The sequence below is a fragment of the Streptomyces sp. B15 genome, assembly GCF_018070605.1.
GTDB lineage: Bacteria > Actinomycetota > Actinomycetes > Streptomycetales > Streptomycetaceae > Streptomyces > Streptomyces smyrnaeus.
On record NZ_JAGPXJ010000009.1, the window covers coordinates 1 to 25,671 of the forward strand.

25 protein-coding genes and 6 pseudogenes are annotated in these 25,671 nt (G+C 68.7%); 14 read left to right on the forward strand and 17 right to left on the reverse strand.

The window, feature by feature from the left end:
* Positions 1-9: 9 nt before the first annotated feature.
* Both KBY19_RS37720 and KBY19_RS37725 read right to left on the reverse strand, forming a co-directional pair.
* A complete protein-coding gene (locus tag KBY19_RS37720) occupies positions 10-642 on the reverse strand; it encodes a transposase (protein ID WP_368860983.1) in 633 nt (210 codons plus the stop codon).
* A 46-nt stretch (positions 643-688) separates the two neighbouring features.
* Positions 689-1,251 (reverse strand): annotated as a pseudogene (locus KBY19_RS37725) (IS701 family transposase); the annotation flags it as partial.
* 68 nt (positions 1,252-1,319) lie between these two features.
* Between KBY19_RS37725 and KBY19_RS06510 the strand changes: the two are divergent.
* Complete coding sequence (locus KBY19_RS06510; protein WP_210965356.1) at positions 1,320-1,673, forward strand: Tn3 family transposase; 354 nt, start codon at positions 1,320-1,322, stop codon at positions 1,671-1,673.
* Positions 1,674-1,814: 141 nt separating this feature from the next.
* Here the strand turns inward: KBY19_RS06510 and KBY19_RS06515 are convergent, their stop codons facing one another.
* Genes KBY19_RS06515 through KBY19_RS06525 form a run of 3 tightly spaced genes read right to left on the reverse strand, consistent with a single transcriptional unit; the run spans position 1,815 to position 4,467 of the window.
* A complete protein-coding gene (locus KBY19_RS06515) occupies positions 1,815-2,561 on the reverse strand; it encodes an SDR family NAD(P)-dependent oxidoreductase (protein WP_185015873.1) in 747 nt (248 codons plus the stop codon).
* Positions 2,558-3,550 (reverse strand): S9 family peptidase, encoded by a 993-nt coding sequence (locus KBY19_RS06520; RefSeq protein ID WP_210965357.1) that lies wholly within the window; start codon positions 3,548-3,550, stop codon positions 2,558-2,560. The genes KBY19_RS06515 and KBY19_RS06520 overlap by 4 nt, the downstream gene beginning before the upstream one ends.
* Entirely contained in the window at positions 3,547-4,467 is a 921-nt protein-coding gene (locus tag KBY19_RS06525; protein ID WP_185015875.1) for a zinc-binding dehydrogenase, read from the reverse strand. Before KBY19_RS06525 ends, KBY19_RS06520 begins: the two co-directional genes overlap by 4 nt.
* 89 nt (positions 4,468-4,556) lie before the next feature.
* Here KBY19_RS06525 and KBY19_RS06530 point away from each other — a divergent pair, with 89 nt between their 5' ends.
* The 3 genes and pseudogenes from KBY19_RS06530 to KBY19_RS06540 form a co-directional block, all read left to right on the forward strand.
* Positions 4,557-5,501, forward strand: a complete 945-nt coding sequence (locus KBY19_RS06530; RefSeq protein ID WP_210965358.1) for a LysR family transcriptional regulator — start codon at positions 4,557-4,559, stop codon at positions 5,499-5,501.
* A 339-nt stretch (positions 5,502-5,840) separates the two neighbouring features.
* Positions 5,841-6,587, forward strand: coding sequence for a recombinase family protein (locus KBY19_RS06535; RefSeq protein WP_307843450.1), 747 nt, complete (start codon positions 5,841-5,843; stop codon positions 6,585-6,587).
* A 147-nt stretch (positions 6,588-6,734) separates the two neighbouring features.
* Positions 6,735-7,349, forward strand: a pseudogene (locus tag KBY19_RS06540) (IS982 family transposase); the annotation flags it as partial.
* A gap of 19 nt (positions 7,350-7,368) precedes the next feature.
* Here the strand turns inward: KBY19_RS06540 and KBY19_RS06545 are convergent.
* Positions 7,369-8,085: an NAD(P)-dependent oxidoreductase gene (locus tag KBY19_RS06545; RefSeq protein ID WP_210965359.1), complete on the reverse strand. Its 717-nt coding sequence runs from the start codon at positions 8,083-8,085 to the stop codon at positions 7,369-7,371.
* A 95-nt stretch (positions 8,086-8,180) separates the two neighbouring features.
* Here KBY19_RS06545 and KBY19_RS06550 point away from each other — a divergent pair, with 95 nt between their 5' ends.
* Positions 8,181-8,864 carry a TetR/AcrR family transcriptional regulator gene (locus KBY19_RS06550; RefSeq protein ID WP_185015878.1) on the forward strand — a complete coding sequence of 228 codons (684 nt, stop codon included), beginning with the start codon at positions 8,181-8,183 and terminating at the stop codon, positions 8,862-8,864.
* A 378-nt stretch (positions 8,865-9,242) separates the two neighbouring features.
* Here the strand turns inward: KBY19_RS06550 and KBY19_RS36270 are convergent, their stop codons facing one another.
* The 3 genes and pseudogenes from KBY19_RS36270 to KBY19_RS06560 form a co-directional block, all read right to left on the reverse strand.
* Complete coding sequence (locus KBY19_RS36270) at positions 9,243-9,425, reverse strand: hypothetical protein (protein WP_247690703.1); 183 nt, start codon at positions 9,423-9,425, stop codon at positions 9,243-9,245.
* A gap of 110 nt (positions 9,426-9,535) precedes the next feature.
* Positions 9,536-9,814: pseudogene (locus tag KBY19_RS37465) on the reverse strand (N-acetyltransferase); the annotation flags it as partial.
* A gap of 930 nt (positions 9,815-10,744) precedes the next feature.
* The gene (locus tag KBY19_RS06560; protein WP_185015879.1) at positions 10,745-11,479 is read right to left on the reverse strand and encodes an alpha/beta hydrolase; all 735 of its coding nucleotides are present in this window, start codon (positions 11,477-11,479) and stop codon (positions 10,745-10,747) included.
* A 459-nt stretch (positions 11,480-11,938) separates the two neighbouring features.
* Here KBY19_RS06560 and KBY19_RS37170 point away from each other — a divergent pair, with 459 nt between their 5' ends.
* Both KBY19_RS37170 and KBY19_RS06565 read left to right on the forward strand, forming a co-directional pair.
* Complete coding sequence (locus KBY19_RS37170; protein ID WP_282106956.1) at positions 11,939-12,067, forward strand: hypothetical protein; 129 nt, start codon at positions 11,939-11,941, stop codon at positions 12,065-12,067.
* A gap of 75 nt (positions 12,068-12,142) precedes the next feature.
* Positions 12,143-13,262, forward strand: a pseudogene (locus KBY19_RS06565) (IS630 family transposase).
* Positions 13,263-13,323: 61 nt separating this feature from the next.
* Here the strand turns inward: KBY19_RS06565 and KBY19_RS06570 are convergent.
* Positions 13,324-13,758, reverse strand: coding sequence for a MarR family winged helix-turn-helix transcriptional regulator (locus KBY19_RS06570; RefSeq protein WP_210965360.1), 435 nt, complete (start codon positions 13,756-13,758; stop codon positions 13,324-13,326).
* A gap of 106 nt (positions 13,759-13,864) precedes the next feature.
* Between KBY19_RS06570 and KBY19_RS06575 the strand changes: the two genes are divergently transcribed.
* Together KBY19_RS06575 and KBY19_RS37730 are read left to right on the forward strand one after the other, a co-directional pair.
* Positions 13,865-14,779 (forward strand): alpha/beta hydrolase, encoded by a 915-nt coding sequence (locus tag KBY19_RS06575; RefSeq protein ID WP_210965361.1) that lies wholly within the window; start codon positions 13,865-13,867, stop codon positions 14,777-14,779.
* 89 nt (positions 14,780-14,868) lie between these two features.
* Complete coding sequence (locus KBY19_RS37730) at positions 14,869-15,306, forward strand: GNAT family N-acetyltransferase (protein ID WP_210965362.1); 438 nt, start codon at positions 14,869-14,871, stop codon at positions 15,304-15,306.
* Here the strand turns inward: KBY19_RS37730 and KBY19_RS06585 are convergent.
* The 6 genes and pseudogenes from KBY19_RS06585 to KBY19_RS06605 form a co-directional block, all read right to left on the reverse strand.
* Positions 15,242-16,435 carry an ISL3 family transposase gene (locus KBY19_RS06585; RefSeq protein WP_307843457.1) on the reverse strand — a complete coding sequence of 398 codons (1,194 nt, stop codon included), beginning with the start codon at positions 16,433-16,435 and terminating at the stop codon, positions 15,242-15,244. The two genes, KBY19_RS37730 and KBY19_RS06585, sit on opposite strands and share 65 nt — an antisense overlap.
* Positions 16,436-16,450: 15 nt before the next feature.
* A pseudogene (locus tag KBY19_RS36275) lies at positions 16,451-16,628 on the reverse strand (IS701 family transposase); the annotation flags it as partial.
* A gap of 151 nt (positions 16,629-16,779) precedes the next feature.
* Complete coding sequence (locus KBY19_RS06590) at positions 16,780-17,448, reverse strand: response regulator transcription factor (protein WP_210965364.1); 669 nt, start codon at positions 17,446-17,448, stop codon at positions 16,780-16,782.
* Complete coding sequence (locus KBY19_RS06595) at positions 17,445-18,650, reverse strand: histidine kinase (protein WP_307843458.1); 1,206 nt, start codon at positions 18,648-18,650, stop codon at positions 17,445-17,447. The genes KBY19_RS06590 and KBY19_RS06595 overlap by 4 nt, the downstream gene beginning before the upstream one ends.
* A gap of 104 nt (positions 18,651-18,754) precedes the next feature.
* Entirely contained in the window at positions 18,755-19,354 is a 600-nt protein-coding gene (locus KBY19_RS06600; protein ID WP_210965366.1) for a hypothetical protein, read from the reverse strand.
* 1,083 nt (positions 19,355-20,437) lie between these two features.
* Complete coding sequence (locus tag KBY19_RS06605) at positions 20,438-20,836, reverse strand: hypothetical protein (RefSeq protein WP_210965367.1); 399 nt, start codon at positions 20,834-20,836, stop codon at positions 20,438-20,440.
* Between KBY19_RS06605 and KBY19_RS37470 the strand changes: the two genes are divergently transcribed.
* The 5 genes from KBY19_RS37470 (at position 20,822) to KBY19_RS06630 (ending at position 25,107) form a co-directional block, all read left to right on the forward strand.
* Positions 20,822-21,127: a hypothetical protein gene (locus KBY19_RS37470; RefSeq protein ID WP_210965409.1), complete on the forward strand. Its 306-nt coding sequence runs from the start codon at positions 20,822-20,824 to the stop codon at positions 21,125-21,127. The two genes, KBY19_RS06605 and KBY19_RS37470, sit on opposite strands and share 15 nt — an antisense overlap.
* A gap of 187 nt (positions 21,128-21,314) precedes the next feature.
* The gene (locus tag KBY19_RS06615; RefSeq protein ID WP_185019252.1) at positions 21,315-21,725 is read left to right on the forward strand and encodes a VOC family protein; all 411 of its coding nucleotides are present in this window, start codon (positions 21,315-21,317) and stop codon (positions 21,723-21,725) included.
* A 257-nt stretch (positions 21,726-21,982) separates the two neighbouring features.
* Complete coding sequence (locus KBY19_RS06620; protein WP_210965368.1) at positions 21,983-22,504, forward strand: helix-turn-helix transcriptional regulator; 522 nt, start codon at positions 21,983-21,985, stop codon at positions 22,502-22,504.
* Positions 22,505-22,509: 5 nt separating this feature from the next.
* Complete coding sequence (locus KBY19_RS06625; RefSeq protein ID WP_185019251.1) at positions 22,510-23,187, forward strand: glyoxalase; 678 nt, start codon at positions 22,510-22,512, stop codon at positions 23,185-23,187.
* A 666-nt stretch (positions 23,188-23,853) separates the two neighbouring features.
* Complete coding sequence (locus KBY19_RS06630) at positions 23,854-25,107, forward strand: MFS transporter (protein ID WP_210965369.1); 1,254 nt, start codon at positions 23,854-23,856, stop codon at positions 25,105-25,107.
* Between the two features lie 111 nt (positions 25,108-25,218).
* Here the strand turns inward: KBY19_RS06630 and KBY19_RS06635 are convergent.
* Positions 25,219-25,623, reverse strand: a pseudogene (locus KBY19_RS06635) (hypothetical protein); the annotation flags it as partial.
* Positions 25,624-25,671: the final 48 nt, after the last annotated feature.

Genomic DNA, 25,671 nt, shown 5'->3' on the forward strand with positions numbered 1-25,671 from the left:
GGGACCATCTCAGGGCGTGTGCGATGGGGTCGCCTCGGGGCTCGGGGTGGGGAAGCAGTACGTCCAGGAGTCGCCGGACTTCTGCCACGGTGACGGGGACAGTGCTGGTGGCGTCGTTTCTGCAGCCCCCTTTTCGGTGGCCTGGGCTGCGAGGACGGCCAGGATGGCGTGGGCGAGCATGGCCAGGGTGATGTGCCGGTACCAGCCCGGATAACGGCGGACCTCGTGCTGGTCCAGGCCGCACTCGTTCTTGGCCGCCCGGAAGGCTTCCTCGATCGCCCAGCGGGCCCCGGCGACCCGGACCAGGTCGGCCACCGTGGTGCCGTTGGGCGCATAGGCGACGTAGTAGGCGATCTCATCAGCCCTGGTCAGACTGCGGCGGGCCAGCATCCACCGCTGATGGGTCGGTGTGTCGCCGTCGAAGACATCGATGGCCGGCAGGCAGGCGGCGACCCAGTCGTAAACCCGAGGGCCCTTCGCGCCGTCGCCGCAGGACATCCGCTCCCAGGCTTCCTCCGGCGCCTGGGCGATGGCGTGGTCGATACGTGCGAAAGGAGCGTGGAGCTGCTGGGACTTCGGCACGGCCAGGACACAGCCAACACCGGCCTCCTCCAGGGTGCGGCGCATCCGATTCCTGGCCATAGGCACAGTCACCGGTCACCCAGGCGATCGGCAGGGGCGAGGCCAGGCCCCGCAGGATCATCGCCCGTGCCAGCTCGCCCTTGGTCGCGCACCCGCGGTTCTCCGGAATGCCCGCTGCCCGGCACCGATCCGTGTCACCTGTCCAGGACTTCGGAAGGTAGAGCTCTCGGTCCACCAGTGCCCGACCCTTGGTCGAGGCGTAGGCGGCGAAGACTCCGATTGGCAGTTCTCGGTGCGGCCGGCCGTGCCGGAGTACTGCCGCTGGACACCAGCCGAGGCCGTGCCCTTCTTGATGAAGCCGGTGTCGTCCACGATCAATACGCCGCCTGAGCAGCCGAGTTGTTCGGCGACGTAGTGCTGCATGTCGTCCCGGAACGCGTCGGCGTCCCAGGTCGAACCGTTGAACAGGTGCTGGAAGCCAGCGGGGCCGCGGTGGCCTGCATACTCGGCGAGCTGCCAGCCGTTCTTCCGTTCCACCGGCGCCAGCAGGCCCCGCACGTAGTCCCGCATCCGCCACCGCAGATCCACACGCGAGAACCGGCCCGCCACCCGCGCGAACACCGACTCCAGCTCAGCCGCCCACAGGCAAGCCTCGTCCACCCCCACCATGCACGGGACAACGAAACCGACCAGCTCAGGCAACGATTTGCGACTGGAGTACCAGCGCCGGGAGATCCATGGCGGCCTCAAGGCCGTGGAGAACTGGAACAGCGCGAACGCCGTGCTCCAACTCGGGCAAGGAGCACGCCGAGACCTCGGTGCTCGCCCTGCACCTGCTCCAGTCCGCGCTCGTCCACGCGAACACACTGCTGGTCCAACTGATCCTGGACGAACCGGTTTGGGCGAAGAAACTCAGCGACGAGGACCGGCGAGGCCTGACCGCGCTGTTCTGGTCCCGTGACAACCCGTACGGCACCTTCCGCCTGGACATGGACAAGCGCCGCGACCTGAGGCTGGCCCCTGCCGTGCCTCACCCCCAAACCTCGGCGGAAGCTGCTACTCGACTACGGAGACACGATGACGGGCTATGACGACTTCAGGGCCTCACCGGCGCCCGATCGAACGAGGCAGGGTGGCGCCGGCCGGACGGGTTCTCGTCGTCGCGTGGCCGAAGCGAGAGAGGCCGCACCTTTGTGGGGAAGGCGCGGTCGGGCTGTGTGTTCGACCGATCGTCAGGCGGGGGCGGCGCCGACCAGGCCGCCGTCGACGACGAGGTCCTGACCGTTGATGTACGACGCGTCGGGCGAGGCGAGGAACGCGACAGCCGCGGCAACCTCTTCCGGGCGTCCGAAGCGGCCGGCGACGATCTGGCCGGTGAGCGCCTCTGCTTCCGCTCGGGTCAGCGCGTCGGCGGGGTACATCGGCGTGTCGATGTAGCCGGGGCTGACGGAGTTCACGCGGATCCCGCGGGGGGCGAGTGCGGCGGCGAGGGTTCGGGCCAGGTTGTGGGAGGCGGCCTTGGTCGCCGAGTAGAGGGTCAGCACGCTGTTGCCCCGGTGGAGGGTCCATGAGGCGTTGATGACGATCGAGCCTCCGTCCGTCAGTAGCGGCAGCGCCTTTTGGACAGTGAAGAACACGCCCTTGAAGTTGAGGTCGATGCCGTGGTCGAAGTCCTGCTCGGTGATGTTCTCGAACGGCAGGAACGTGCCGGTGCCTGCGTTCGCGAAGAGGCCGTCGAGCCGGCCGTGACGGTCCCGGAGGGTCTCCATCAACGCGTCCACCGCGCCGAGGTCGGCGGCGTCGGCCACGACGCCCGAGGCGCTGGGGCCGAGTTGTTCGACGGCCGCGTCAAGCCGTGCGCGGGTGCGGCCGGTGACAATGACGTGGGCGCCTTCGTCGACGAGGCGGTGTGCGGTCGCCAGGCCCATGCCGCTGGTGCCGCCGGTGATGAGGATGGTCTTGTCGGTGAAGCGGTTCATGCCGGTGTTCCCGTCAGGGTGTGAGCGAGGTGGTCGCTGAGGTGGGGCAGCCAGTCGGGCCGCGCGTTGCCGAGGAGGTGGTCGCCGTGCGGGACGGACAGGTAGCTGCCGTGCGGTGCCAGACGGGCCAGGGGCTCCCCGTTCGTCACGCCGGGGATGACGTCCTGGTCGCCGTCCACGACCAGCAGCGGGGCCGTGATGCGCGGTGCCAGGGCGGCGAGGTCCACCTGGCGTGCGAAGCCGTGGGCCGCGTCGGCGCCCCCGGTGCGCGTGGCCATGATGTCCCGTACGGGCGGAGGCAGTTGCTCCCAGTCGAGGCGGAAGGGACCGCTGACGGTGGCGAGGGCCGCCACGCGCGGCTCCAGCGCCGCGGCCCGGGCCGCGAAGTAGCCGCCCAGGCTCAGGCCGACGAGCCCGATGCGTGCGACGCCGAGGGCGTCGATGACCCGGCCCACGACCCGCTCGTAGTCCGGGACGAAGGTCGTGGTGGCCGCGAGCACGCCCTGTCCAGGGCCGTCCATCGCGAACACCGCAAGCCCCCTGGCCAGCAGCGCGGACACCAGGTCGAGGAACTCCTCCTTGGCCGAGTCGAGGCCGGGGACGACGACCACGGTCCCCGGCGCGTCGGCGGGGCCGCGCAGCCAGCCGGTGAATCCCTCGCCGCTCACCCGCCGCGCATCGGGCTCCAGCATGGTGAGGGCTCGGCTCAAGGCGCGGTCCGCCTCGGCGGCAGCACGATGTACCTCCGGGTGCGGCGCCAGGGTGGCCAGGTGGAACCACCGGGCCGCCATCAGGAGGTACTCACCCTCCGAGAGCGGTGATGCCGCGTCCTGCGCGCGCCGGAGGTGGTCGTGTCCGGTGCGCAGGAAGGACGGCCCCCAGTCGGCGACGCAGACGAGGCCGTCGGTGACACGCCGGTACTCGTGAGGATCCACGCCGGTGCCGGTGGCGCGTGTCCACTGGGCGGCGGCGAACTCGGCGGCATTCATCGGGCTCCTCGGGTCAGCAGGACGGCCTTGCCCCGTATCCGGCGCTCTCGCAGGTCGACCAGGGCGTCTGCGGTCTGTGCCCAGTCGGTGACGCGGCCGATCTGCGGGTGCAACCGGCGCTCTTCCACGAGCCTCACCAGGGCTGCGAGATCGGAGCCGTACGGGGCGCCCGTGTAGTGGAAATGCTGGATCGTGACGCGCTCGGGCCCGCCGAGGAGCTGGAAGAAGTCCAGGGTCGCCGGGGTGCGGCTCGCCTGGCCGAACCAGACGAGAGTGCCGCTCGGGCGCACCTTCGACAGGGCGATGGGCAGATCCGGCCCGCCCGTGGACTCCAGCACGACATCGAACGGTCCCTGAGCCGCCGCGACCTCGTGCACCACCGTCGCGCCCAGCTCCGCGAGCCGTTCACCGCGTACCGGCGTGGCCGTCACCGCGGTCAGTTCGGCTCCCGCGCCGACGGCCAGCTCGGTGACGTAGTGGCCGACGCCGCCCGAGGCGCCGGTCAGGAGCACCCGTCGGCCGGCCAGGGAACCGGCCGTACGCAGCAGCCGCAGGGCGGTGATCCCGGCCAGGGGCAGAGCCGCCGCCCGTACGCTGTCGATGCTGTCCGGGAGCGCCGCGAGGGAGTGCGTGGGCACGGCGGCGTACTCGGCCCAACCGCCCTGCGCCGGGTGCCCGACCACGCGGGTGCCGATGCCGGGGCCGGAGCCGTCGGCCGCCGCCTGTACGACGAGCCCTGCAATGTCCTTGCCGGGCAGCAGCCCTGGCGTGGGACGTTCGAGGAGGAAGGTCTCGCCCCGGTTCAGTGCGATCGCCTCGACCTTGATCAGGGCCTCACCGGGCTCCGGCACCGGCTGGGGGACCTCGGCGAAGGCGACCGGGCGCGCCGCTTTCCCTGTGGGAATCAGTCTTTGCATGGGCAGGATGCAACCCCCGCGGCTGCCCCGCGATCCAACAACGAACGAGCACAGCCGACAACGTTTGGTTGTCACCTATGGTGGGAGCCATGGATCTCGACGTGGCGCAGGTACGTGCCTTCGTGCGCACCGCCGAAGAACTGCACTTCGGACGGGCGGCCGCAACCCTCGCCGTCTCCCAGCAGGCACTGTCCAAGAGGATCGCGCGGCTGGAATCCCTGCTCGGTACCGAACTGTTCCGGCGCGGCGGCAACGGCGTGCACCTCTCCGAGGCCGGGCAGCGTTTCCTCCTACCGGCCCGGCAGGTCGTGGCCGCCGCCGATGCCGCTGTCGCGGCAGCGGTCGGCACAGATGATCCCTTGCGTGTAGACGTCTGGGGTCACCTCTACGCGCCGATGCGGACGCTGGCCCAGGTCGCCGGACGGGCCGGAGAGCTGACGTTGGGGCACGGGCGTGATCTGCCGTCGGTGACGACGGCACTGCTGCGCGGCGACATTGACGCGGCCTTCGGTCGCGTCCACCCCCCGCTGCCCGTCGGCCTTGCCCACCGCCTCGTCCGCCTCGAGCCGGTGGATGCCATCCTGAGCGAGGACCATCCGCTCGCAGCCGAACCGGCGCTGCGGCCGGACCAGTTGCGCGGCAGCGTGCTGTGGTCGCCCGGCCCGCTGCACCGGCTCGACTTCCTCGACCGGTTCGCCGACCGGTTCGGCATCGAGAACACGGCGACGAGAGTCAACCTGGGGCTTGCCCACTTCCTTGCCGAGATGACGGAAGAGCCGCGACGCTTCTCGCTGGTACCTGCGGATGTGCCACTGCCGGAGGTCCCCGGACTGAGTTCCGTCCCCCTGGTCGATCCCACGCCGCTGTACGCCTGGTCACTGCTGTGGCGGACCGGCAACGTGCACCCGGGACTGACCAGCCTTGCTGCCGCCTGCGCGGAAGCAGCCGGGCGCAGGCGGTGGCTGGAGTACGACCCGGCTCGCGACTGGCTGCCCGAACCACCCGCAAGCGATCCTGGCCCCGGAACGGATTGACCTGGTTGCAGACAGCGCCAGCCCGTTTCATGGATGGTCGCTCGTGGTACAGCCGCCCGCCCGGCGTCCCGCCTGCGACGATCATGTTTCATGAGTCGTTGCAATCAACTGGGCTGCTGAAACACCCTCAGGTGACGCTCCTGGGCGTGAGCGACGGCTTCAAGCGCGTGGAACCGCGCGACTGCCCGATGTCCGCCTGCGCCGCGCCGGCGGGATCGCCGTGCCGGACCGGCATGGGCAAGGTGGCCCTCCAGCACCACACCGCTCGCTTCCGGCTTGTGCCCCAGCTCGCCAAGGCACTCAAGCGTTCCGACCCCGGCTGTACGCAAGCCGGGCTCGGTGTGGACCGAGCTGCCCCGGCCGGTGAGCGCCGGCGCCGAACCGGTCGGACACGTCCGCCTCGGCTACGCCCGTGCCTCGACCACCCGGCAGTCCCTCCACGCACAGCTCGACTCCCTCGGCGAGGCCGGAGTCACCCGGGTCTTCTCGGAGAAGATCTCCACCCGCGCCACGCGGCGCCCCGAGTTGGAGGCCGCTGTGAAGCTCGCCGGGGAGATCCGCGCCTCCGGCGTACGCGTCACCCTCGTCGTCCACGAACGCAAACGGCTCGGCCGCTGCATCGAACTCGCCAAGCTCGCCGCACAGCTGAAGGCGAGCGACGTCGGGCTGGAGTTCCTCACCGGGGAGCTGAAGGGCTCACACGACCCGTCCGGAATCGTGTGCACCGTGATCGCGGCGATGTCGGGCATGGAGCGCGAGTACATCCGCGACCGCACCCTCGAAGGGCGCGTGGGTGCACGGAAGTGCGGCAAGACCATCGGCGGCGCGGGCGTCACCGACGACGACATGCTGTCCGTGGCTTTCCACGTGCGCGACCAAGAGCGGAGCTTGCGCGACATCGCCGAGCGGCTCGTCACCACCACGGGTACGAAGAAGGGGCAGCACCCTTCGGCCGCCAGCCCGTTCCGCCATGCCAGCAGACCGTATTGGGGCGGTGACGTGGAGGCGCCAGGAAGCGCGGAAGCCGCCGGAGATGGGGCAGCGCCTCCCGGCAACACGGGAGGCGCTGCCGTTGTTTCGTGCTAGATGAATGAGTCCGATGTTTGTGCTGGCCGCGACCATGGCGAAGGGCGCCCGTTGGTCTGAGTGTGACCTCGAACCTGGACGCCCTTCGCGGCACTCTACGTGTTCATCGACGACCATGTGGCCCCTCGTCGCCGGATCGGGCGACCCCCGAAACTCACCGACAGCGAACTGCTGTGCCTGGCGGTCGCACAAGTCCTGCTCGGGTTCCCCTCGGCCCGGCACTGGATCCGCTTCGCCCACGCCAGGCTCGCCCACCTCTTCCGCTACCTGCCCCGGCAATCCGCCTACAACAAGCGCCTCAACGCAGCCGGACCGCTGATCAGCCACACCATCGGATGCTCGCCCGCCAGGTGCCCACCTGGCACGACGACCTGCGGCTGATCGACTCCGACCCACTGCCGTGCGCGGCCTCCCCCGAGACCGTCAAACGCTCCGACCTTGCCAGGCACGCCGGATACGGCTACTGCCGCAGCCACTCGCGCTTCTTCTGAGGACTGCGGCTCTACCTGGTCACCACCGCGGAAGGCATGCCCGCGAGGACGAGCCGGTCCGGCACGGGAAGACCACCCGCGTCCGCCATGGATCGGAGCCGTCATCGACACCCTCAAAGGCCAGCTCAGCCTCGAACAGCACGGAGCCAGAACCCCGGCCGGGGTCTTCGCCCGCACCGGCCAACGACTCCTCACCCTCGCAGCCGGCATCTGGCACAACTGGACCACCGGCGCCAAGACCAAACGATCCCTGATCGCCTACGACCACTGAAAACATCGGACTCAATCAGCTAGGCGTGGTCGTGTTGGGCGTCGGTGTGGGCGAGGGCGCTGGGGGTCCGGCAACCGACGATCGCGGGGGCCTGCTGGACGAGCGCGTCGTTGGTGAGCGCTTCCACCATGAACAGTGCGAAGTCCACCCGGCGCGTCAGGTTGCTGGCCAGTACCGGGTCGCCTACATGGCTGCTCCACATGGGCAGGCCCTGGCTTTCCCCCTCCTCCAGACTGCTGCCGCGCACCACGGTCCACCGTACGTCGCTGGCGAAGACCCGGCGGCACGCCTCCACCTGGTCGTCGATCTCGACGGCGCGGACGAGCTTGCCGAGCACGGCGGCGGCCCGAACGCCCATGGTGAACATCCGTGAGTACCTGTCCATGCCGTCGCGCGTGATGTGCCAGCCGCAGGAGAAGACCAGGCGTGCGTCCGGCCGCGCGTTGTCGAGCACCGCCTGCGCCGTGCCCGATGCGTACTGCTGTACGCCCCAGGGCACCAGAACCGTCAGCACCCCGTCGCACCCTGCGACCGCCCGCCGGATCACCTCAGGATCGTTCGTGGGTCCGGGGACGATGGCCATCCGGGCTTCGAACGCGGCCAGTTTCGGCACACTGCGCTCCCGGCACACACCGACCACCTCGTAGCCGCGCTCCAGTGCGTGCCGGACCATGTACTGGCCGAGCTTCCCGGACGCCCCGACGATGCAGACCTTTTTCACGCTGTCCGTGCCCATGGCCGCAGCCCCTTCGCCGACGTGACCACCTTATGTTGTAAGGCAAGCTAGCCTTATACCGTAAGGCAGTCAAGGGAAGCCGAGAAGGAGGGCGGATGGGCAAGTCAGGCAAGGGCCGGCGCGGAGCATTGGCACGCGCCCCGCTCAGTCGCGAACGCGTGATCCGTACGGCTGTGGCGGTCGCGGACGAGAAGGGGTCGGCCGCGCTCACCATGCGGGCCATCGCCGAGCCCCTGGGAGTCGAGGCGATGTCGCTCTACCACCACGTGGCGGGCCGGGAGGACATCCTCGACGGCATGGTGGACGCCGTGTTCGGCGAGATCGACCTGCCACCGCGCGACATGGACTGGAAAAGTGCCATGCGCCACCGCACGGCATCCGCCCGCGCCGTCCTCCGGCGCCATCCGTGGGCCATCGGCCTCATGGACTCCCGTTCCCAGCCCGGCCCCGGGACCCTGCGCCACCACGACGCCGTCATCGGAGCCTTGCGCTCGGGAGGCTTCTCCGTCCCGATGGCCGCACACGCCGTCTCGCTGATCGACAGCTACCTGTACGGCTTCGTGCTCCAGGAGTTGAGCCTGCCTTTCACAGGCGCGGCAGAGCAGGACGAGGTCGCAGGCGCCATCCTGCGCGACATGCCCGCCGATACCTACCCCCACCTCGCCGAGCTGGCCACCGAGCACGTACTCAAGCCCGGCTATGACCACGCCGACGAGTTCGCCTTCGGTCTCACCCTCATCCTCGACGCCCTCCACCCGGATGAGACCGCAAGCACCTGACCGAGCCGGTGAACAGCAGCAGGTCGCCGAGGGACCGCCGAGGGGCCTCCCACCAGGCTCGACACACGGGTGCGACACACCTGGGTGGCACGGGCGGCGCGCCAGGCAAGTCGGTTCGGGAAGAGACGGACACGGCTGATCACGCGCCGGCGCAAGGGCTCCGATCCGGCGCCGTTCGCTACCGCCGCTTCCGTCGACGACCCGTACGAGAAGGGGCTGGCACAGCAGCGTCACCACCCAGCTGCCCGGCGGTCATCGTCACCTCGACAGCCCCTTCGGAGTGACCGGACGGTTGTGCGACGAGCCACGGCCCGGTGTCCCACGGAAGATCACCGATGCCTACGTCGAGCGCGTCACCGTAAGGACGTCGGTCCTTCTTCAGGAAGCCGGTCTCGTCGACAACGAGAACGCCGCCGTCAGTGCCGAGCTGTTCAGCGGCGTAGGCAGGCCGTCGCGGACGGCATCGGCGTCCCAGCGGGCGTAGCGCAGCAGACGCTGCATCGGCCCGGGCCGGGTATGGGCCGCCTGTTCGGCCAGCTGCCAGCGCGGGTCCTTACGCATGCACATGTGTGGGGGCCGCCGTCGGGGAGGGTGACAGCAGCCGTGCCCCGGAAGCCGGGCCGCTCGTAGAACCGCACGTTCCTCTCACTGGAGGTCTCCAGGAACGCCGGATACCCGGCGTGTCCTGCCTCCTCGATGCCGGGAACCAGCACCGCGCTGCCAAGGCCCTCCCCCTGCGCCTCGGGAGAGACGGCGGAACCGCGTCGGCTCCTGCGGCCGGTACGGAGCAACGGCCTGCTCTGCAGATTCGTAGGCGACTTGCCGGTCGCCGGACAACTCGTCGAGCACCGGGCCGACCTCGGCGAAAGCGGGAAAGGGATCTCGTCTGGAGTGGCCCACACGGCGACAGCGCGCCCCTCGCCCGCGACCCACACGCGGCCGTATACCATGCCGATGCGGGTAAGACAGATTTCCTGGAAGCGCCGGGCCCGTTCCTCATGGCCTTCCGCGGCGATCACGTGCCGGTGAAGGGGTACTCGGCGAAGGCTCGGGCAAGTGTGTCGACCGAGGTAGGGATGTCGGCGTCGGTGATGGGACGTACGACGGGGACGTTTTCGTACTGCGCCATTTTCACCGCATCATCTTGTCAGTAGGCGCACATTTGAGCCGCCCGGCCTCGTTGTCAGGCTGAACTCGCGGTCCGGGAGCCGTCACTCTGCCGGAAGATCGCGAAGTCGTACTGGAGTACTAGCAGCCCATAAAGAGCCCCGACATCCGGCGCTCCCCCCAACCGTCCGCAGCCGACATGGCGTCACCACCATGCAAACGACATCGCCTCACAAGGAAGCCGGGCAAGGCGCCGGGATGGGCGCGGAAGATGCCGGACACGGCAGGACGAGACGGGGCGGGACGAGGCCCTGCGTGGGCTTGTCGACCGGCGCGGGATGCCGTCCGCGAAAGCAGCGAAGTCCCGCTGCCTGTGCTCGGCCGCATGATGGGGCCACCAGCTCCACCCAGGCCCGGCTGACCGTGACGTGAACTTCCGGGGATTCCCGCACAGCGGGCGGTGCGCTGGATACCTGGAGGCCCGCAGATTTCGCTGCACAGCCTCACGCTCCGCTTCATATCGGCTGCACTTATGAAGCGGCTGTGAGACAAGCAAGTCGGCGCGTTCACGTTTCGGACCACTTGGCGCCAAACGCAAGGCAGCACGTGAAGTTCTACAGAAATCGAACAGTTCATGACCTCAGGCAGCAAGGGCCCCTCCGAAAGTTCGGCAGGGCCCACGGTGTGGAGCTGCGGAAGCCGGGGCCTGCCCATCGATGAGCGGCATGCCGGCCGACCTCAGCTACCGCCTGCCGCCGGTGTGACGGTCGGCCTCACTTCAGATGTCGGGCGAAGAACTGGGCCGCGGCGTCCGACGCGGACTGCGGGACGCCGGTGTGCCCGCCCATGTTCGCGTGCAGGGACTTCTCCTTGGAGCTGAAGGCGTCGAACAGGTCCAGGGCCGCCTGCCGGTCGTTCCCTTCGTCGTCCCACTGCAGCAGGACGTGCAGTGGGATGGTGACCTGCCGGGCCTCCTCGAACATGGCGCGAGGTACGAAACTCCCGGCGAAGAGACCGGCGGCCACGATGCGCGGCTCTACCACCGCCAGCCGGATGCCGATGGAGATCACTCCCCCCGAATACCCCACCGGGCCGCCGATCCCGGGCAGCGGAAGGAGGGCATCCAGGGCGGCCTGCCACTCCGGGACTGCTCTTTCGACCAGCGGGAGGATGAGGGCGTCGACGAGCTCGTCACTGACCGGCTCACCGGCTTCCCTCGCCCGCCGCAGGTCGGCGCGGGCCTGCTCGGCGGCGGGCCAACGAGGCCGGTCACCGGTTCCGGGGAGCTCGATGGTGGCCGTGGCGAGACCCTCCGCCGCGGAGCGCTGGGCCCGGGCCACCAATCGGGGATACATCTTGCGCAGCCCGAGGGGAGGGTGGCCGAGCAGGATCAGCGGCACCGGTGCGGATGCCGATGCGGGGGTCCACAAAAGACCGGGGATTTCGTCGAGGGTGAATTCGCGTTCGAGGACGCCGCCGTCGAGGAGCTGCTCGGAAGTGACATGCATGGTCGTGCCTTTCGGGAGTGCACTGGAACGGCGCTCCCGGACGACCTGCCTATCGCCCGACCGTGACCCCGGAGAGGAGCACCCATGTCGATACTGCGTCCACGGGAACCACCTCCTCGATCTGTTGCACGGCCTTCCGGAAATGTAGCAGTGGCCGCCTCGCCCGGCCACCGGGTTATTGCGGAGCCTCCGTGGCCGGGCCGGACGTCCCGGGGCACCGCCCAGAGCTGCTCGGGGTGTCGGCGCGACTTCCCAAGTGGCGGCTCCGCGACGGCGGGGTGCACAGACGCCGCCGCTTCTCACGAACATCGAACACGACGCACCGCCGACGCCTCCCAAACTCAGGTTCTGGATCAATTTCTGTGGTCGATCACTCTCCGTGTGCTCGTCTCGGCCGACCCGCGCTGGGCTACTCCAAAACGTGTGGCAGGGGCAGAGGCAACCGGCCAGCATGGCGACATGATCCAGATTCGTACCGCTTCTTCAGATGATGCTGCCTTGCTGGCATCCCTCAACCAAATCGTTCATGACCTGCATAACCGGCACCGTCCCGACCTGTTCCTTGTTTCCCCGGAGCTAGTGCTCTGACCGAGAAGGTTCGCCGGGTCGGTGGTTCCAGCGGTTGGATGTCCGGAGACGTCCGACTCAACCGTTGGGGGTGTGGTGGCTGAGCCTGTCCGTGTGCGCAGATTGACCGACCAGGAGGGGCAGAAGCTGCAGCAGATCGTGCGCCGGGGCAGCACCAGCTCGGTGCGATACCGGCGCGCGATGATGCTGTTGGCCTCGGCCGGCGGAAACCGGGTCCCGGTGATCGCGAAGCTGGTTCAGGCTGACGAGGACACCGTTCGCGACGTGATCCACCGGTTCAACGAGATCGGCCTGGCCTGCCTGGACCCTCGCTGGGCGGGAGGCCGTCCCCGCTTGCTCAGTCCTGACGACGAGGGCTTCGTCGTCCAGACGGCCACCACCCGCCCGACCAAGGTCGGCCAACCCTTCACCCGCTGGTCGATCCGTAAACTCGCCGCCTACCTGCGGAAGGTGCACGGCCGTGTGATCCGGATCGACCGCGAGGCGTTACGGTGCCTGCTCGCCCGCCGCGGCATCACCTTCCAGCGCACCAAAACCTGGAAGGAGTCGCCCGACCCCGAGCGTGACGCCAAGCTGGACCGCATCGAGGAGGTGCTGGAACGCTTCGCGGACCGCGTGTTCGCGTTCGACGAGTTCGGGCCGCTCGGCATCCGCCCCACCGCCGGGGCCGGCTGGGCTCCCGCCGGTCACCCCGAGCGCCATCCCGCGACCTACCACCGCACCCACGGGGTGCGGTACTTCCACGGCTGCTATTCCGCCGGCGACGACCGGCTGTGGGGCGTCAACCGCCGCAAGAAGGGTGCGGTGAACACCCTGGCCGCACTGAGGTCGATCCGGGCCGCGCGCGGACGGCGCCCCGATCTACGTCATCCTGGACAACCTGTCCGCCCACAAGGGCGACAAGATCCGCCGCTGGGCGAAGAAGAACCGCGTCGAGCTGTGCTTCACCCCGACCTACGCCTCCTGGGCCAACCCGATCGAAGCCCATTTCGGGCCACTGCGGCAGTTCACGATCGCCAACGCCAACCACCGCAACCACAGCGTGCAGACCCGGGCCCTGCACGCCTACCTGCGCTGGCGAAACACCAACATCCGCCACCCCGACATCCTCGCGGCGCAGCGTCGCGAACGTGCCCGCGTCCGAAGCGAGAAAGGCATCCGCTGGGGCGGGCATCCCCTTGCCGTCGCAACCTGAACGATCTGACGAATCCATGCGGTCGCGGCCCGAACGTGCAGCAGAGCACCGGACAGACGAATCACTCGCGCATACGGCCTGACGCGGGCGAGGCGAGCATCGCTTTGAGGATGCGTTGCAGCTCAACGCGGTCCTGGGGGGTGACCCTCGCCAACCTGCGGTCGTACTCCGCCGCGAGAGCTGCAAGTGCTCGATCGCGTGCTTGCGTGCCCTCAGCGGTCAGTACGAGCCGATGACGCCGCAAGTCCGCCTCGTCGATCTCGCGGCGGACAAAGCCCTTGCCGACGAGGTTGCGAACGTAGACCGTCACGCTCGCCTTGGGCAGCAGCAGCGCAGTCGCGATCTCAGCCGGGTACGGCGATGCCTCCACCTCGGCCAGGACGAAGAACTCCTTCGTCTCCAACCCGAGCTCGGCCAGCTCCCCCGTGCATGCATCCATCACAACACCCAGCAGCCGCTGGTTCAGCGTCCACAGCTGCGCCCCGTCGACTGACATCGACCCTCCATCCAGGTGGTACAGTTTCGTATTAGTTTCAGGTCGTACAAAATATTGTTTTGTACTGGATTTCTATGGAACAACAATCTCACGAAGGAAGCCAGGCATGCTTCAGCACCTCACAATCCCGCGCGGTCCCATCAACCTCGCCGCGGACCTCCACCTGCCCGACAACGCCGACAGCAGCGCACCGCTGCGCGCCGTGGTGCTCTCCACCCCAGGCAGCAGCGTGAAGGAGCAGATCGGCGCCAACTACGCCTCCCGTCTCGCCGCCCGCGGCATCGCGGCGCTCGTCTTCGACCCCGCCCATCAGGGCCAGAGCGGAGGCGAGCCCCGCGACCTCGAAGACCCCTACCGCCGAGGTGAGGACATCTCCTACGCCATCGACGTGCTCACCACGACTCCCGGCATCGACCCGCAGCGCATCGGCGTCCTCGGCATCTGCGCCGGTGGCGGCTACGCCGTGCACACCGCCCGCACGGACCGCCGCATCAAAGTGGTCGGCACGGTCGTCCCCGGCAACATCGGCGCCTCATTCCGCAGCTTCCAGCCCGACGGCCCGGCCGCAGCACTCGACGCCCTCGCGGACGCACGTACCGAAGAGGCCCGCTCGGGCGAGACGACCCGCGTGAACTGGCTGCCCGACACCCTCGAGGACGCCACGGCAGCGGGCCTGACCGACATCGACACCACTCAGGCCGTCACCTACTACCGCACCGAGCGCGGCGGTAACGAACACTCCACGAACCGGCGCCTCTTGCGCAGCGACTCCCTCCTGCTGGGCTACGACGCGTTCCACCTGGCCGATCAGCTCATGACCCAGCCACTCCAGGTCATCCTCGCCGGACGCATCGGCAACACCGGCTCCTACGACACCGGCATGCAGCTGTGGAAGCTGGCCCCCAACCCCGTCGACCTCATGGTGATCGACGGCGCCGGCCACTACGAGATGTACGACGAACCCGCATACGTCGACGCTGCGGTCGAACGACTCACCAGCTTCTATGCGAACAACCTGTAAGGCATCCGAACCGGTGAACCTTCCCGGTCAGAACACTAGGTGCCGTCGAAGGCTTCTTCCGCGCTCGAATAGCTGATTCATCAGTTACCGTGCTCCTGGCTGATGGGGCTGAAGGTGAAGCCCTCGGATACGCCCTCGCCCGCGTCAAAGACCGCCCCGGCAGTGCTCTGGAGCACTCAGAAGTCATCGTGTCTCTGGATCAAATCGCCGTAGTCCCCGATGCTGCCCGCAGTGGTGTCGGCACAGCACTGCTCGAAGCCGTACGTGAAGTGACGCGCGGCAGGCTGCCAGCGGCTCGTCACAGACGTCTGGTACTTCAACGAGGGCGCTCGTGCGTTCTACCAAGCTGCGGGCCTCAGCCCAATGAACGTGCGTCTGGATCAGCAGCTTTGACTTCCGAAGCTGCCCGGCCCATCCCAGGGTCAGGCACCAGTGACTGTTTCACGAGTCGCGGTTCTTCCGTCACGACAACAGGACTCCCTTCCGAAGAAGGCGGAAGCCAGCGCGGCCGTACATCTGGTGCTTGATCATTTTGATGCGGTTGACATGGCCTTCGACGATTCTCGAGTTCCAGGGCAGGGTGAGGCCCGCGATGACAGCGTTGAGGTCACGTTCGAGGCCGTTCACGAAGGTGTGCATGCTGGGCAAGCCATCGGCTCGGACTGCCGTGAGCCATTCGAGGAGCCGGTCGCCCTGGAGCTGGGTGAGAATCTGCGCGAAGGCACGAATATGCCTGGCCAGAGCCTCCAGTTCAGGACAGTGCACCAAGACGGACTTGAGTTTGAGGCGGTCATTCTCCTGGAGAGCCTGGGGCGGGTCAGGATCCACTTCGTGACGGTCCGAGGAGTTGGTGGGCGAGCGTCCGTCGGTGTGGATCCGCGGAAGGGGCGGAGGTAAGCACGTACGGTTCCGTATCCGCCGGCGTACCCGTGAGATTTGATCTCCTCCCAGAGGACCCACGCATTCGTCCAGCCCTCGGCCCATCGTTCGTGCAGGTAGGGCTTGCAGTCGTCGAGCTTCGTGGGTCGGTTTTGCCATTGGCCTTGAAACAGGTCTTCCGGGCCTGCAGCGTCGGCGAGGCGCTTGACTGCCCGGTGGGTCATGTGGAGGTGGCGGCCGATGGCTCGTCTGCTGTAGCCCTTGGACAGCAGCGCGTGGACGGTTGCGTGCTTCCTCGCGGGTGCGGTCGGCGAACCGGTGCCCTGTTGGCCACGGTGTTGTGATCGATCCATCGGCCTCCTGAGGCGCCTTGGCGGGCTTCTGCCTCGGCAGGGTGAACGGTGCCCTCAGGCAGGACCGATGCCGCGATACACATCGCTCGGCGGCCTCGCCGAGGTTGTGCCAGAGGTGGGAACGGTCGGCGACCTGCACAGCTGTCGGTGCCCCGAAGCGGGCGCCTTCGGCGAAGAACGGGGCCCGGTCGCGGCAGATCACCTCGATCCCCGGACGTTTGCTGAGCCAGGCTGCGAGCGTTGTCGCTTCACGATCAGGAAGCAGGTCCACTGGCCGACCGGTCTCCACGTCGACCAGTACAGTCCCATGGACCCGGTCCTTGCGCATCGCGTATTCGTCGACACCAACTACCCGCGGAGTCCGTGGCTGTGACTCTGGAAGGCCGTCGACCAGCCGCAGTACAGTGCCGCGGCTGACGGGGATCCCGAAGACTTCTGCGTGGTGCCAGCCGCGCCACGTACGGTCCTCGAAGTGGTTCAGGCCAGGCCGTACTTGAGCTCGCGGTAGTCGTGTCCGACTCGCCGGCGCATCTTCGCCCACCGCACCAGGCCGGCGATCGGCGTGGTGGCGGGCAGGTTGGTCGCCCGTGGCCGGTCGGCTCCACCGCGCCTTCGGGGTGCGCGACCGGGAAAGTCTTCAAGAGCAGCACTCCGTCCCGGCTGCTACGTCCGCCGGCCTGCTCCTGGGCCGTGCGGCAGGCCTCCGCCCGACGGCCTTCCCTGCCGGTCTCGACGCCGATGTGTCGATCTGCGGGGTCTCGCGTTGCATCATTCGGATCGGCCGGGGACCGCCAAGCCGGTTTCGTAGGCGGCGATGACCGCCTGGATCCGGTCACGCAACCCGAGCTTGGCAAGCACGCTGCTGACATGTGTCTTGACGGTGTGTTCGCTGATCACCATGGCGGCGGCGATCTCCGCGTTGGCCAAACCGCGGGAGATCAGTTTCAGGGTCTCCTGCTCGCGGGCGGTCAGGGCGGCCAGCCGATCGGCCGACAGCGTCGCCCTGGGGCCAGTCGTCTCCGCCGCGAATCGCGCGATCAACATGCTGGTGATCGAGGGAGCCAGCAGGGACTCGCCAGCGGCCACCACCCGCACCGCCTGGACGAGGTCGTCACGACGGACATCCTTGAGGAGGAAGCCGCTCGCGCCTGCGCGCAGCGCCTCGTAGACGTAGTCGTCCAGGCCGAAGGTGGTCAGGATGAGGACCCGGCAGTCGGTCTCGGCACAGACGATACGGGCCGCCTCGATGCCGTCCATCTTGGGCATCCGTATGTCCAGCAGCAGCAGGTCGGGCCGGTGGGTCCGGACTGCCTCGACCGCCTCGAGGCCGTTGTTCGCCTCGGCGACCACCTCGAAGTCTGGTTGCGCGTCGAGGATCATGCTGAATCCGGCGCGGACCAATTCCTGGTCGTCGGCGACGACGAGCCGAAGCGTCATGCCGACACCCGCTGTGGCGTGAGCGGCAGCTGGACGCGGACCCGAAAGCCGGGACCGTCCGCACGTGGGCCCGCCTGCGCGCTCCCGCCGCAGGCGGCGGCGCGCTCGCGGATCCCGATCAGGCCGTTACCGCCCGAGGGCAGCGCCGGTCCGGCGACGCCGCCCTCTGTCCCCTCTGCAGCCGTCCCACTTCGGCCGTCATCGACGATGTCGATCATCAGTATCCCCCGCTTCTGCCAGTCCAGCCGGATGGCCGCACGGCTGGCGCCCGCATGCTTGACGACGTTGGTGACCGCTTCCTGGACAATCCGGTATGCGGCGATCCCGATATCGGGCAGCACCGGCTGCGGCTCGCCCACAGCAGCGTATGTCACGGTCAGCCCGGCACCGCATGCCTGGTCCGCGAGAGTGGGAAGGTCCTCGAGCGCCGGCTGCGGGGCGAGCGGGTCCTCGTCGGCCCTCAAGACGTCGAGGATGCGCCGGAGTTGGGCCATCGCCTCACGTCCCGCCGCGGAGATGGCATCGAACGCTGCCTCGGCGCGCTCCGGACTGCTCCTGACCACCACCGGTCCGGCCTCTGCCTGGATCACCATCACCGCGACCGCATGCGAAAGGATGTCGTGCATGTCGCGGGCGATCCGGGCCCGTTCTCGCTCCGCGGCCCGCTCCGCCTCGACGTGTCGCTCGTACTCCAACCGGGCGGTGCGTTCCCGCAGTGTCGCGGTGTGGGCACGGGAGGTGGCGGAAGCCCGGCCGATCGCGTAGGCGGCAACGAAGAGCACCCCACTGCGCAGCGCGGTCTCCGATGACCCGATCAGCAGGCTGCCCCCGACCGTCACGACGAGCATGGCCCACCGCTGCCGCCTGCCGGAACGGTCGGCGACCCAGTAGAGCGCGACGAGTCCGCCGTACCAGATCGGTTGTGCGGGCACATGCTCGGCCAGGTCGTAGCAGGACGTCGCGGCGAGACTCGTCATCAGCGCGACCATCGGAGCGCGCCGAGACCACAGCAGAGGAAGTGCGGAGGCGACCACGACTAGGTATCCCCACCAGTGCCAGGGATTCCCCGCAGGCCCACTGCGGGAGTAGAAGGGCCACAACTGCACTACCACCACAAGGAGAACGAGCGCCGCATCGCGCCAGGCGGCAGGCAGGGTGAGCAGCCGCCTACGGGCGGGCTCCAGTATCAGCAGCGGGGACACGGACTCCAACTCTCTTCTCCGGCCTGGAGCTCTCAGACGGTACTCGGCCTTGGGGACGCCTCTTCCTGTGCGAGGCGAGCAGGGGGTGCGGAGACCCTGGCGGCTCAGGAGGCCCTGGGGGACATGACGGGCTCAGGGGAGCACGAGCCTTCGGAAAGGCGTTGGGAGATGGAGGCGAAGGAGATGAGCAGAACCACGGCGCCGACCGGGATCAAGTCCTTGTCGACGAACGGCATGATCATATCGATCAGGACAAGGAACGGCGTCCACGCCTTGATGCGGCGCATGACGGCAAGTTGGGCCACGATCGCCACCTGGCTCACGTAGAAGAGGTACGGACCGACGTCGTACGCCAGCAGAGCGGTATGGGAAGCCTCTCTGAGCTCAGCGGTCTTGATGCTCATGGAGAGAGCGTCGTGAGTCAGGGCGCCGGCGATGATGTCGATGCCGAACTGGATGGAAAGGGCGACAGCGCCGATGCTGCCCAGCACGGCAAGCACGGTCGACAGCATATTTCGGCCCGCACCCTGTCGCATCTGCGCGAAGGCGACGATGAACAGGGCCATGGCGCCGATGAAGACCAGATGACCAGCGGTCCAGGCCAACCCGGGACCGCGCTGGCCGTCGAGCCCGTCGAGGATACGGATGACACCGTAGGCGAGAGTGAGCAGCGGTGCGCCGAGGAAGGCGATGCGCGTATGCATTGCGAAGTCTCCTTGACCGGTGGGGAACTCGGTGGGTGCATCACCGATCCTGGCTTTCCCCGGCCCGGAAGTAATCGCCAGCGGGAGCGGTCTGCGTCATCCCTCTGTCGAGGGATGACCGCCCCCCGTCAGAGGGAGGGCCGGCCCTCTGCCACGGCCATGTGGAGCTCCACGACAAGGGGTGTCTGCCGAGTAGCCACGGCGCGGCGCCCGGACCTCGCCGGCTCCGCACCGAGGACCAGTTCAGCCGCTGGCGCTCGTCCTCGGCCGACAGGCCGCTGCGAACGTGACCGCGCTGAGGGCGAGGTTCCAGGCTCTGCCGAACGTGGCCCGATAGGTGACGTCCAGGCCGGTGCGGCGGGGATTCCTCCGGGACAGCATCGAACGCCCGGGACCGCAGCGGCCCTCAGGGGGGACCCTGGCATGGCCTGTGACCACTTCGGGCGAGTCCTACGAGAGGACGTGTTGGCACCTTGGATTGTCGAAGCCCAGGAAAAGACTCGTGAGCTTCACGTGATCGCGAAACCGCTGATCTCTCCGTCCACGTAGCGTGCCGATTTCCCTGGGCACGTGACCGCGGCCACACTGACGTCGTCCACAGACGGCCTCCTGCCGAGTCGTCCGCGTCGTGACCACCTCGACCGCCACACAGGCAGCGGTCGAGTTGCGAACCCACGTCGAGGGCACGGAGTCGATGCCCGCCCCCAGCCCATGCCGAAGCTGTCGGGATCGTGGCGGGGACGAGGCCCGGTTCCGCGACGCGTTCAGCCATCGCATGTCCGGGCACCGATTCTCGAACCTCATGACACGACAGAGCTTCGGCGATCGCGCTTCTTTTCTCGCGCGGACCTGAGCGCGCTGGATGGCCTCCACGCGGTCTGCACCACCGCGCGCCGGTCCGTGACGATCGCCGGCGACTTCAAGCCCCGCGTGTGCCAGGGGTTCGCTCGACACCCACCGGCGGGCGCGCACCCGGTCGGGAGACCGGCGCCTTCGACCGACAGCGACCGCTTACGACGTTGTCGGCTAACGAGGGTCGTGGCGCTCCGATCGCCGGCGCGTCGCGGCCCGGCTCTTCGGCCGCTATCGACGGACCGCGTACTCGCCCAGCCCGTTCTCCACCAGCCCGAAGACCTTCTGAGCGAGGGTGACCATGGTCGGGTAGATCTCGTCGACGCCCTCGCCCTTGATCCGGCGCCTGTGGATCTCGTCGTGGAGGGAGGTGCGGGCCGCGGCGATCTGCATGGCCGCGCAGCGCGCGACCGCCTCGTCCGGACTGCTTCGCTCCCCGTCCGCCTCGGCTATGAGCTCGTGCGCGAGCAGTTGCGTGCCCCGGGTGCTCCAGGCGTACGTTCGAGTCAGCAGCGCCGGTGTCGCCAGAATCAGTTCGCGTACACGCACGTTCAGCGGGTCGGGGCTCATTCCGATCGACGCGTCCCGGGCTGCCAGCTGCTCGAGGAACTGCCGGTGTACGGCCGCCACGGCGGACTCCCCCGGTCGGCGCAACTCCTCGGCCAGGAGACCGCCCCCACGCACCACCTGGGCGTGGCCACCACCTCCACCCGGTTCTTCCAGACACTGAGCAGCGCCCTGGGCACGGCGCTTTTCGGCACGATGCTGGCCCGGGTGTACGAGGCGCAGGTGCCCGGCTCGACGACCAGCGCAATCGCCCATCATGAAGGCACGGCAGGGCACGGACGGAAGCGGTACGCGGCGGCCGCTTCCACGGCTCCTGCACCGTCGGGGCGGCAGCCCAGGGCCCCGCTTCGTTGAATGACAAGCTGAGGCGGTCGAGCGCGGCCGGCCCGCTGCCTTGGAGCCGCGGTGCTGGTGGTCGGCGGCCTGGCCCCTGGTTCCAGGCCCCATCTTCCTGCGCCAGCGCACGCGAAGATCCGAGCGTTGCCGGATCGAGCAGGAACCGAGAAGCACCGGACGCAGAGTCCGTTCTAGCCTGCTCGCCATGGATATCACCATTCATACGAGTTCCCTGCCGCACGACGACCCTGACGCGTCGCTCGCCTTCTACCGCGACATCCTCGGTTTCGAGGTCCGCAGCGACGTCGGGCAGGGCAGAACACGCTGGATCACGGTCGGCCCGGCCGGTCAGCCCGACACCTCCATTCTCCTGGCCCCGCCGGCTGCCGACCCCGGCATCACCGAGGACGAGCGCCGTACCATCACCGAGATGATGGCCAAGGGCACCTACGGCTGGATCCTGCTGGCCACCCCGGACCTCGACGCCACCTTCGAGAAGGTGCAGGCCGGTGACACCGAGGTCGTCCAGGAGCCGACCGAGCAGCCGTACGGCATCCGTGACTGCGCGTTCCGCGACCCCGCGGGCAACCTGGTCCGCATCCAAGAGCTTCGCTGAACCGTGCAGGTGGACGCGGTGTGGGCTCGCACGGCAGCACGCGGCCACCTGCACACCACGCGGCGCACTGCCCCACAGGCGGCCCCCCTGCGGGCTCGCCCTCGCGCCTGCATCCGTGGCTTCGCGCAACTGGAGAGGGCGTGCAGTGGAATGCGCTGCTGCCCGGCAATTGCTCACGCGGCTGGTCGGCCCGACCGGCCGGTCGCTCATGGGCGTCCATGGAAGAGAAGACAACATCGTCGAGGGTGGAGATAGCCATGTGCCAGCCCGAATGGCGGCGCGCACGCGTCGAGGCGCAGCGCCTGACCGATCTCGCGCGGCTGCGCCGCGTCCGCGACCGGATCGACAAGGAGTACGCGCAGCCGTTGAACGTGGAGGCGCTCGCCCGCGGTGTGAACATGTCCGCCGGGCACCTCAGCCGGCAGTTCCGGGCCGCCTATGGCGAGTCACCGTACGCGTACCTCATGACGCGTCGCATCGAACGCGCCGCGGCGCTGCTGCGGCGTGGTGATCTCAGCGTCACCGAGGTCTGCTTCGCAGTCGGCTGCGCGTCGCTGGGCACGTTCACCACCCGCTTCACCGAGCTGGTCGGCGTCTCGCCCGGGGTCTTCCGGCGCCGCGCGGCGGACGCGGCGGTCGACGGTGCCGGTGCCACACGTGAAGCCGGTGGTGCCGGGCCTGTGGTCGCGGTGGAGGGGATGCCGGCGTGCGTGGCGAAACAGGTGACAAGACCGGTCAGGAATCGAGAAGCCCCGGCCACCGGGCAGTCTCTAGCGTAATGGCCATGGCAAACACCGCATCCGCCGCATCCAGCACCTCCATCACCTCCGTCACCCTTGAGGTGGCCGATATGGAGGCCGCCCACCGCTTCTACGCCGCCTTCGGAGTGGACACATACATACGCCTGCGGGAGTCCGAGGCGCCCTCCACCGGGTTCCGGGGCTTCACCCTGGCACTCACGGTCTCCCAGCCGGCCACCGTCGACAACTTCCTCGCCGCCGCCGTGGGCGCTGGTGCCACCGTTCTGAAGCCCGCCGCGAAGTCGCTGTGGGGCTACGGCGGCGTCGTCCAGGCGCCGGACGGGGCGATCTGGAAAGTCGCGACCTCGGCGAAGAAGGACACCGGTCCGGCCACCCGTGAGATCGACGAGTTCGTCCTCCTGCTCGGAGTCGAAGACGTGAAGGCCAGCAAGCAGTTCTACGTCGACCGGGGCCTGACCGTGGCCAGGAGTTTCGGTGGCAAGTACGCCGAGTTCACCTCCCACGAGTCCAGTTCCCTCAAACTGGCGCTGTACAAGCGGCGCGGCCTGGCCAAGGACCTCGGCGTCCCCGCCGACGGCACCGGATCACACCGCGTCGCCCTCGGCGGCACAGCCGGCCCCTTCACCGACCCGGACGGCTTCGCCTGGGAGGCCGCCACGCCGCTCGCCGCCGCACCATCCACAGCGTCTGCGCAGTCCTGACTCCCGGCCCTCATCCCCCCGCTATGGCCTGTACGAGAGAAAGCCACCATCCGGGACACGGAGTCGGCTGCTGAGGACCGCTGGCTTGTGCCCGAATGGCCGGCTCGGCTGAGCCGCGGAACAACTGCTGCCCCCGGCGGAATCCACGACGACCGTGGGCTTCACAGCGTTCCGTTGGTACTTCCCGGCATGCAGTTGGGGAAAATGCTTCTCTCCCAGGCCTGGTCATCCTCGTGGTTCGCGTACGGACCGGCCCGCGCGACGTCGCCGGAGGAGGCGGGCAGCGGGGACTTGGGCCGGGTCGGGAAATGCCCGCCGGGCCCGGGCAAGGATCGCCGTGATGACGTCGGCGGCCGGTGCGGCGTTGGCGACGAGCCCCGCGGGCCGGCCCGCGTACAGGGCGGGTGCCTCCAGGTCGCCTGACATCCCGCGACGGGGACAGTGTCGTCGTACCCGTGAATGTCCTGCCCGCCCTTTCGGTGGCCAGCACGCTCCCCTCGCCCGGGCGGCCCGGCACGGTGAGGCTGCCGACCGCTTTCCCCGTGGCCACCACAGGGGGTGAGCGGGTTGACGGCATCCGTTGCTGAGTGGCCTCCACGGACAGGATGCCCGCAGTTGCACTCACCGCTTGAGCCACTTACGCACCCGCCTTATCGTGGAGTGCTCATGCCACTCGCCGCCCTGAAACGCGCCGTCCAGGAGACCATCTCCGATCTGCCCCGGGAGTTCTGGTGGCTGTGGATCAGCACCCTCGTGAACCGGCTCGGCGCCTTCGTCCCCACGTTCATGGCCCTCTACCTCACGCTCGACCGCGGGTACTCGGCCTCGTACGCCGGTCTCGTCATCTCCCTGCACGGGCTCGGCGGGGTCGTATCCGCGCTGGGGAGCGGGGTGATGGCCGACCGGCTCGGGAGACGGCCGACCCTTCTCATCGCCCAGTCCGCCACCGCCGGCTCCATCGCGCTGCTCGGCTTCATGCGCGGTCCCGTGGCCATCGCCGTCGTCGCCTTCCTCGTCGGCATGGCTTCCAACGCCTCCCGGCCCGCCATGCAGGCGATGACGGCCGACATTGTCAGGCCTCAGGACCGGGTACGGGCCTTCTCGCTGCACTACTGGGCCGTCAACCTCGGCTTCGCCATCGCCTCCATGGCCGCCGGGTTCATCGCCGAGTCCAGCTTTCTCGCCGGGTTCCTCCTCGAGGCGGGGATGACGCTGGCGTGCGCGGTCATCGTCTTCGTCAAGGTGCCCGAGTCCCGGCCCATGTCCAAGGCCGAACAGACAGAGGACGGTGTCAGCCTGGGGACCGTGCTGCGGGACGGGCGGTTCATGGCCGTCGTCGGACTGTCCTGCCTCGTCGCCGTCCTCTTCCAGCAAGGCAACGTCGGACTCCCGGTCGCCATGGGCCGCGCCGGGTTCACGCCCGCCGACTACGGCCTGGCCATCGCCGTCAACGGCTTCCTGATCGTCATCCTGCAGATCCCGCTCACGCGCTTCATCGAACACCGCGATCCGCGCGCGTTGATGATCGTCTCCTCGCTCCTCGCGGGGTACGGCCTCGGACTTACCGCCTTCGCCGGGTCGGTCGGCGTCTACGCGCTCACCGTGTGCGTGTGGACGCTCGCCGAGATCTGCTATACGCCGACGCAGGCCGGGCTCGTCGTCCGGCTCTCACCCGCTCAGGGGCGCGGACGCTACCAAGGCATGAGCACGCTGGCATGGTCGGCCGCCATCCTGATCGCCCCGCTCATGTCCGGCACCGTCATCGACCGCTTCGGCCCGGAGTGGCTGTGGGGTTTGTGCGCGGTCGTGGGGACCCTGGTGGGAATCGGGTTCGGCGTCGTCATGCGGCGACTGCCGGAGGAGCGCACGCCGACCGCGGCGGTTCCGGACGAGGACGGGCCGGAGGTCCGCACGGCCTGAGAGCCGGGCCCCGACGCCCGCCCGCCCAGAGTCTCGCGAATGCCTCCGCATCCGCGGCGAACGCGGCGCGGCCAGGCGCGGGGCGGTCAGGCCCATCCCTTCGAATCGGCTCGGGAACGGGTACTTCCGCTCCAGGAAGGCGCGAACGACGTCTTGGGCCGCCGTCCTGGGCGCCGGGTCGGTGTCCACATCGTTGAGGCATAAGAAGGCGATGTCACCACCGGCCGCGAGGCGGGACGAGGCGCCGCCGCATTTCCGGTGTGCCCAGTTGCCCGTAGCGGGAGCGGTAGCCGGCCGGGACCCCACGGCCGGTCGCGATTGCCCAGTGGCGGTGGAGCGTGGCCGCCGGAGCAACGTCGGAAATGGAGCGGAACCGCGAGCAGGAGATCCGCTCGAGCTTCTCGATCCCTCGGTTCTCCATCTCCCGCATGACGGACAGAAGTTGCGGATCCTGGGTGTGCGACTTGGGGTGGTGTGCCTGCCGTGGAAGCGCATGACCACCTCACGGGCGTTCATGCCGACCCGGGGCGCCGACGCAGAGCTCCAGCGGGGAACATCGGGGTC

Excerpts from the sequence above, each read along its gene's own strand:
- KBY19_RS06545 (WP_210965359.1), bottom strand. The coding sequence starts at position 8,085 with ATGGGCACGGACAGCGTGAAAAAGGTCTGCATCGTCGGGGCGTCCGGG.
- KBY19_RS06600 (WP_210965366.1), bottom strand. The coding sequence starts at position 19,354 with ATGCATACGCGCATCGCCTTCCTCGGCGCACCGCTGCTCACTCTCGCC.
- KBY19_RS06570 (WP_210965360.1), bottom strand. The coding sequence starts at position 13,758 with ATGTCAGTCGACGGGGCGCAGCTGTGGACGCTGAACCAGCGGCTGCTG.
- KBY19_RS06520 (WP_210965357.1), bottom strand. The coding sequence starts at position 3,550 with ATGAATGCCGCCGAGTTCGCCGCCGCCCAGTGGACACGCGCCACCGGC.
- KBY19_RS37720 (WP_368860983.1), bottom strand. The coding sequence starts at position 642 with ATGGCCAGGAATCGGATGCGCCGCACCCTGGAGGAGGCCGGTGTTGGC.
- KBY19_RS06560 (WP_185015879.1), bottom strand. The coding sequence starts at position 11,479 with ATGCATGTCACTTCCGAGCAGCTCCTCGACGGCGGCGTCCTCGAACGC.
- KBY19_RS37170 (WP_282106956.1), top strand. The coding sequence starts at position 11,939 with ATGATCCAGATTCGTACCGCTTCTTCAGATGATGCTGCCTTGCTGGCA.
- KBY19_RS06630 (WP_210965369.1), top strand. The coding sequence starts at position 23,854 with ATGCCACTCGCCGCCCTGAAACGCGCCGTCCAGGAGACCATCTCCGAT.
- KBY19_RS06590 (WP_210965364.1), bottom strand. The coding sequence starts at position 17,448 with ATGACGCTTCGGCTCGTCGTCGCCGACGACCAGGAATTGGTCCGCGCC.
- KBY19_RS06625 (WP_185019251.1), top strand. The coding sequence starts at position 22,510 with ATGGCAAACACCGCATCCGCCGCATCCAGCACCTCCATCACCTCCGTC.
- KBY19_RS06615 (WP_185019252.1), top strand. The coding sequence starts at position 21,315 with ATGGATATCACCATTCATACGAGTTCCCTGCCGCACGACGACCCTGAC.
- KBY19_RS06550 (WP_185015878.1), top strand. The coding sequence starts at position 8,181 with ATGGGCAAGTCAGGCAAGGGCCGGCGCGGAGCATTGGCACGCGCCCCG.
- KBY19_RS06620 (WP_210965368.1), top strand. The coding sequence starts at position 21,983 with ATGTGCCAGCCCGAATGGCGGCGCGCACGCGTCGAGGCGCAGCGCCTG.
- KBY19_RS06530 (WP_210965358.1), top strand. The coding sequence starts at position 4,557 with ATGGATCTCGACGTGGCGCAGGTACGTGCCTTCGTGCGCACCGCCGAA.
- KBY19_RS06515 (WP_185015873.1), bottom strand. The coding sequence starts at position 2,561 with ATGAACCGCTTCACCGACAAGACCATCCTCATCACCGGCGGCACCAGC.
- KBY19_RS06575 (WP_210965361.1), top strand. The coding sequence starts at position 13,865 with ATGCTTCAGCACCTCACAATCCCGCGCGGTCCCATCAACCTCGCCGCG.
- KBY19_RS06510 (WP_210965356.1), top strand. The coding sequence starts at position 1,320 with ATGGCGGCCTCAAGGCCGTGGAGAACTGGAACAGCGCGAACGCCGTGC.
- KBY19_RS36270 (WP_247690703.1), bottom strand. The coding sequence starts at position 9,425 with ATGCGTAAGGACCCGCGCTGGCAGCTGGCCGAACAGGCGGCCCATACC.
- KBY19_RS06525 (WP_185015875.1), bottom strand. The coding sequence starts at position 4,467 with ATGCAAAGACTGATTCCCACAGGGAAAGCGGCGCGCCCGGTCGCCTTC.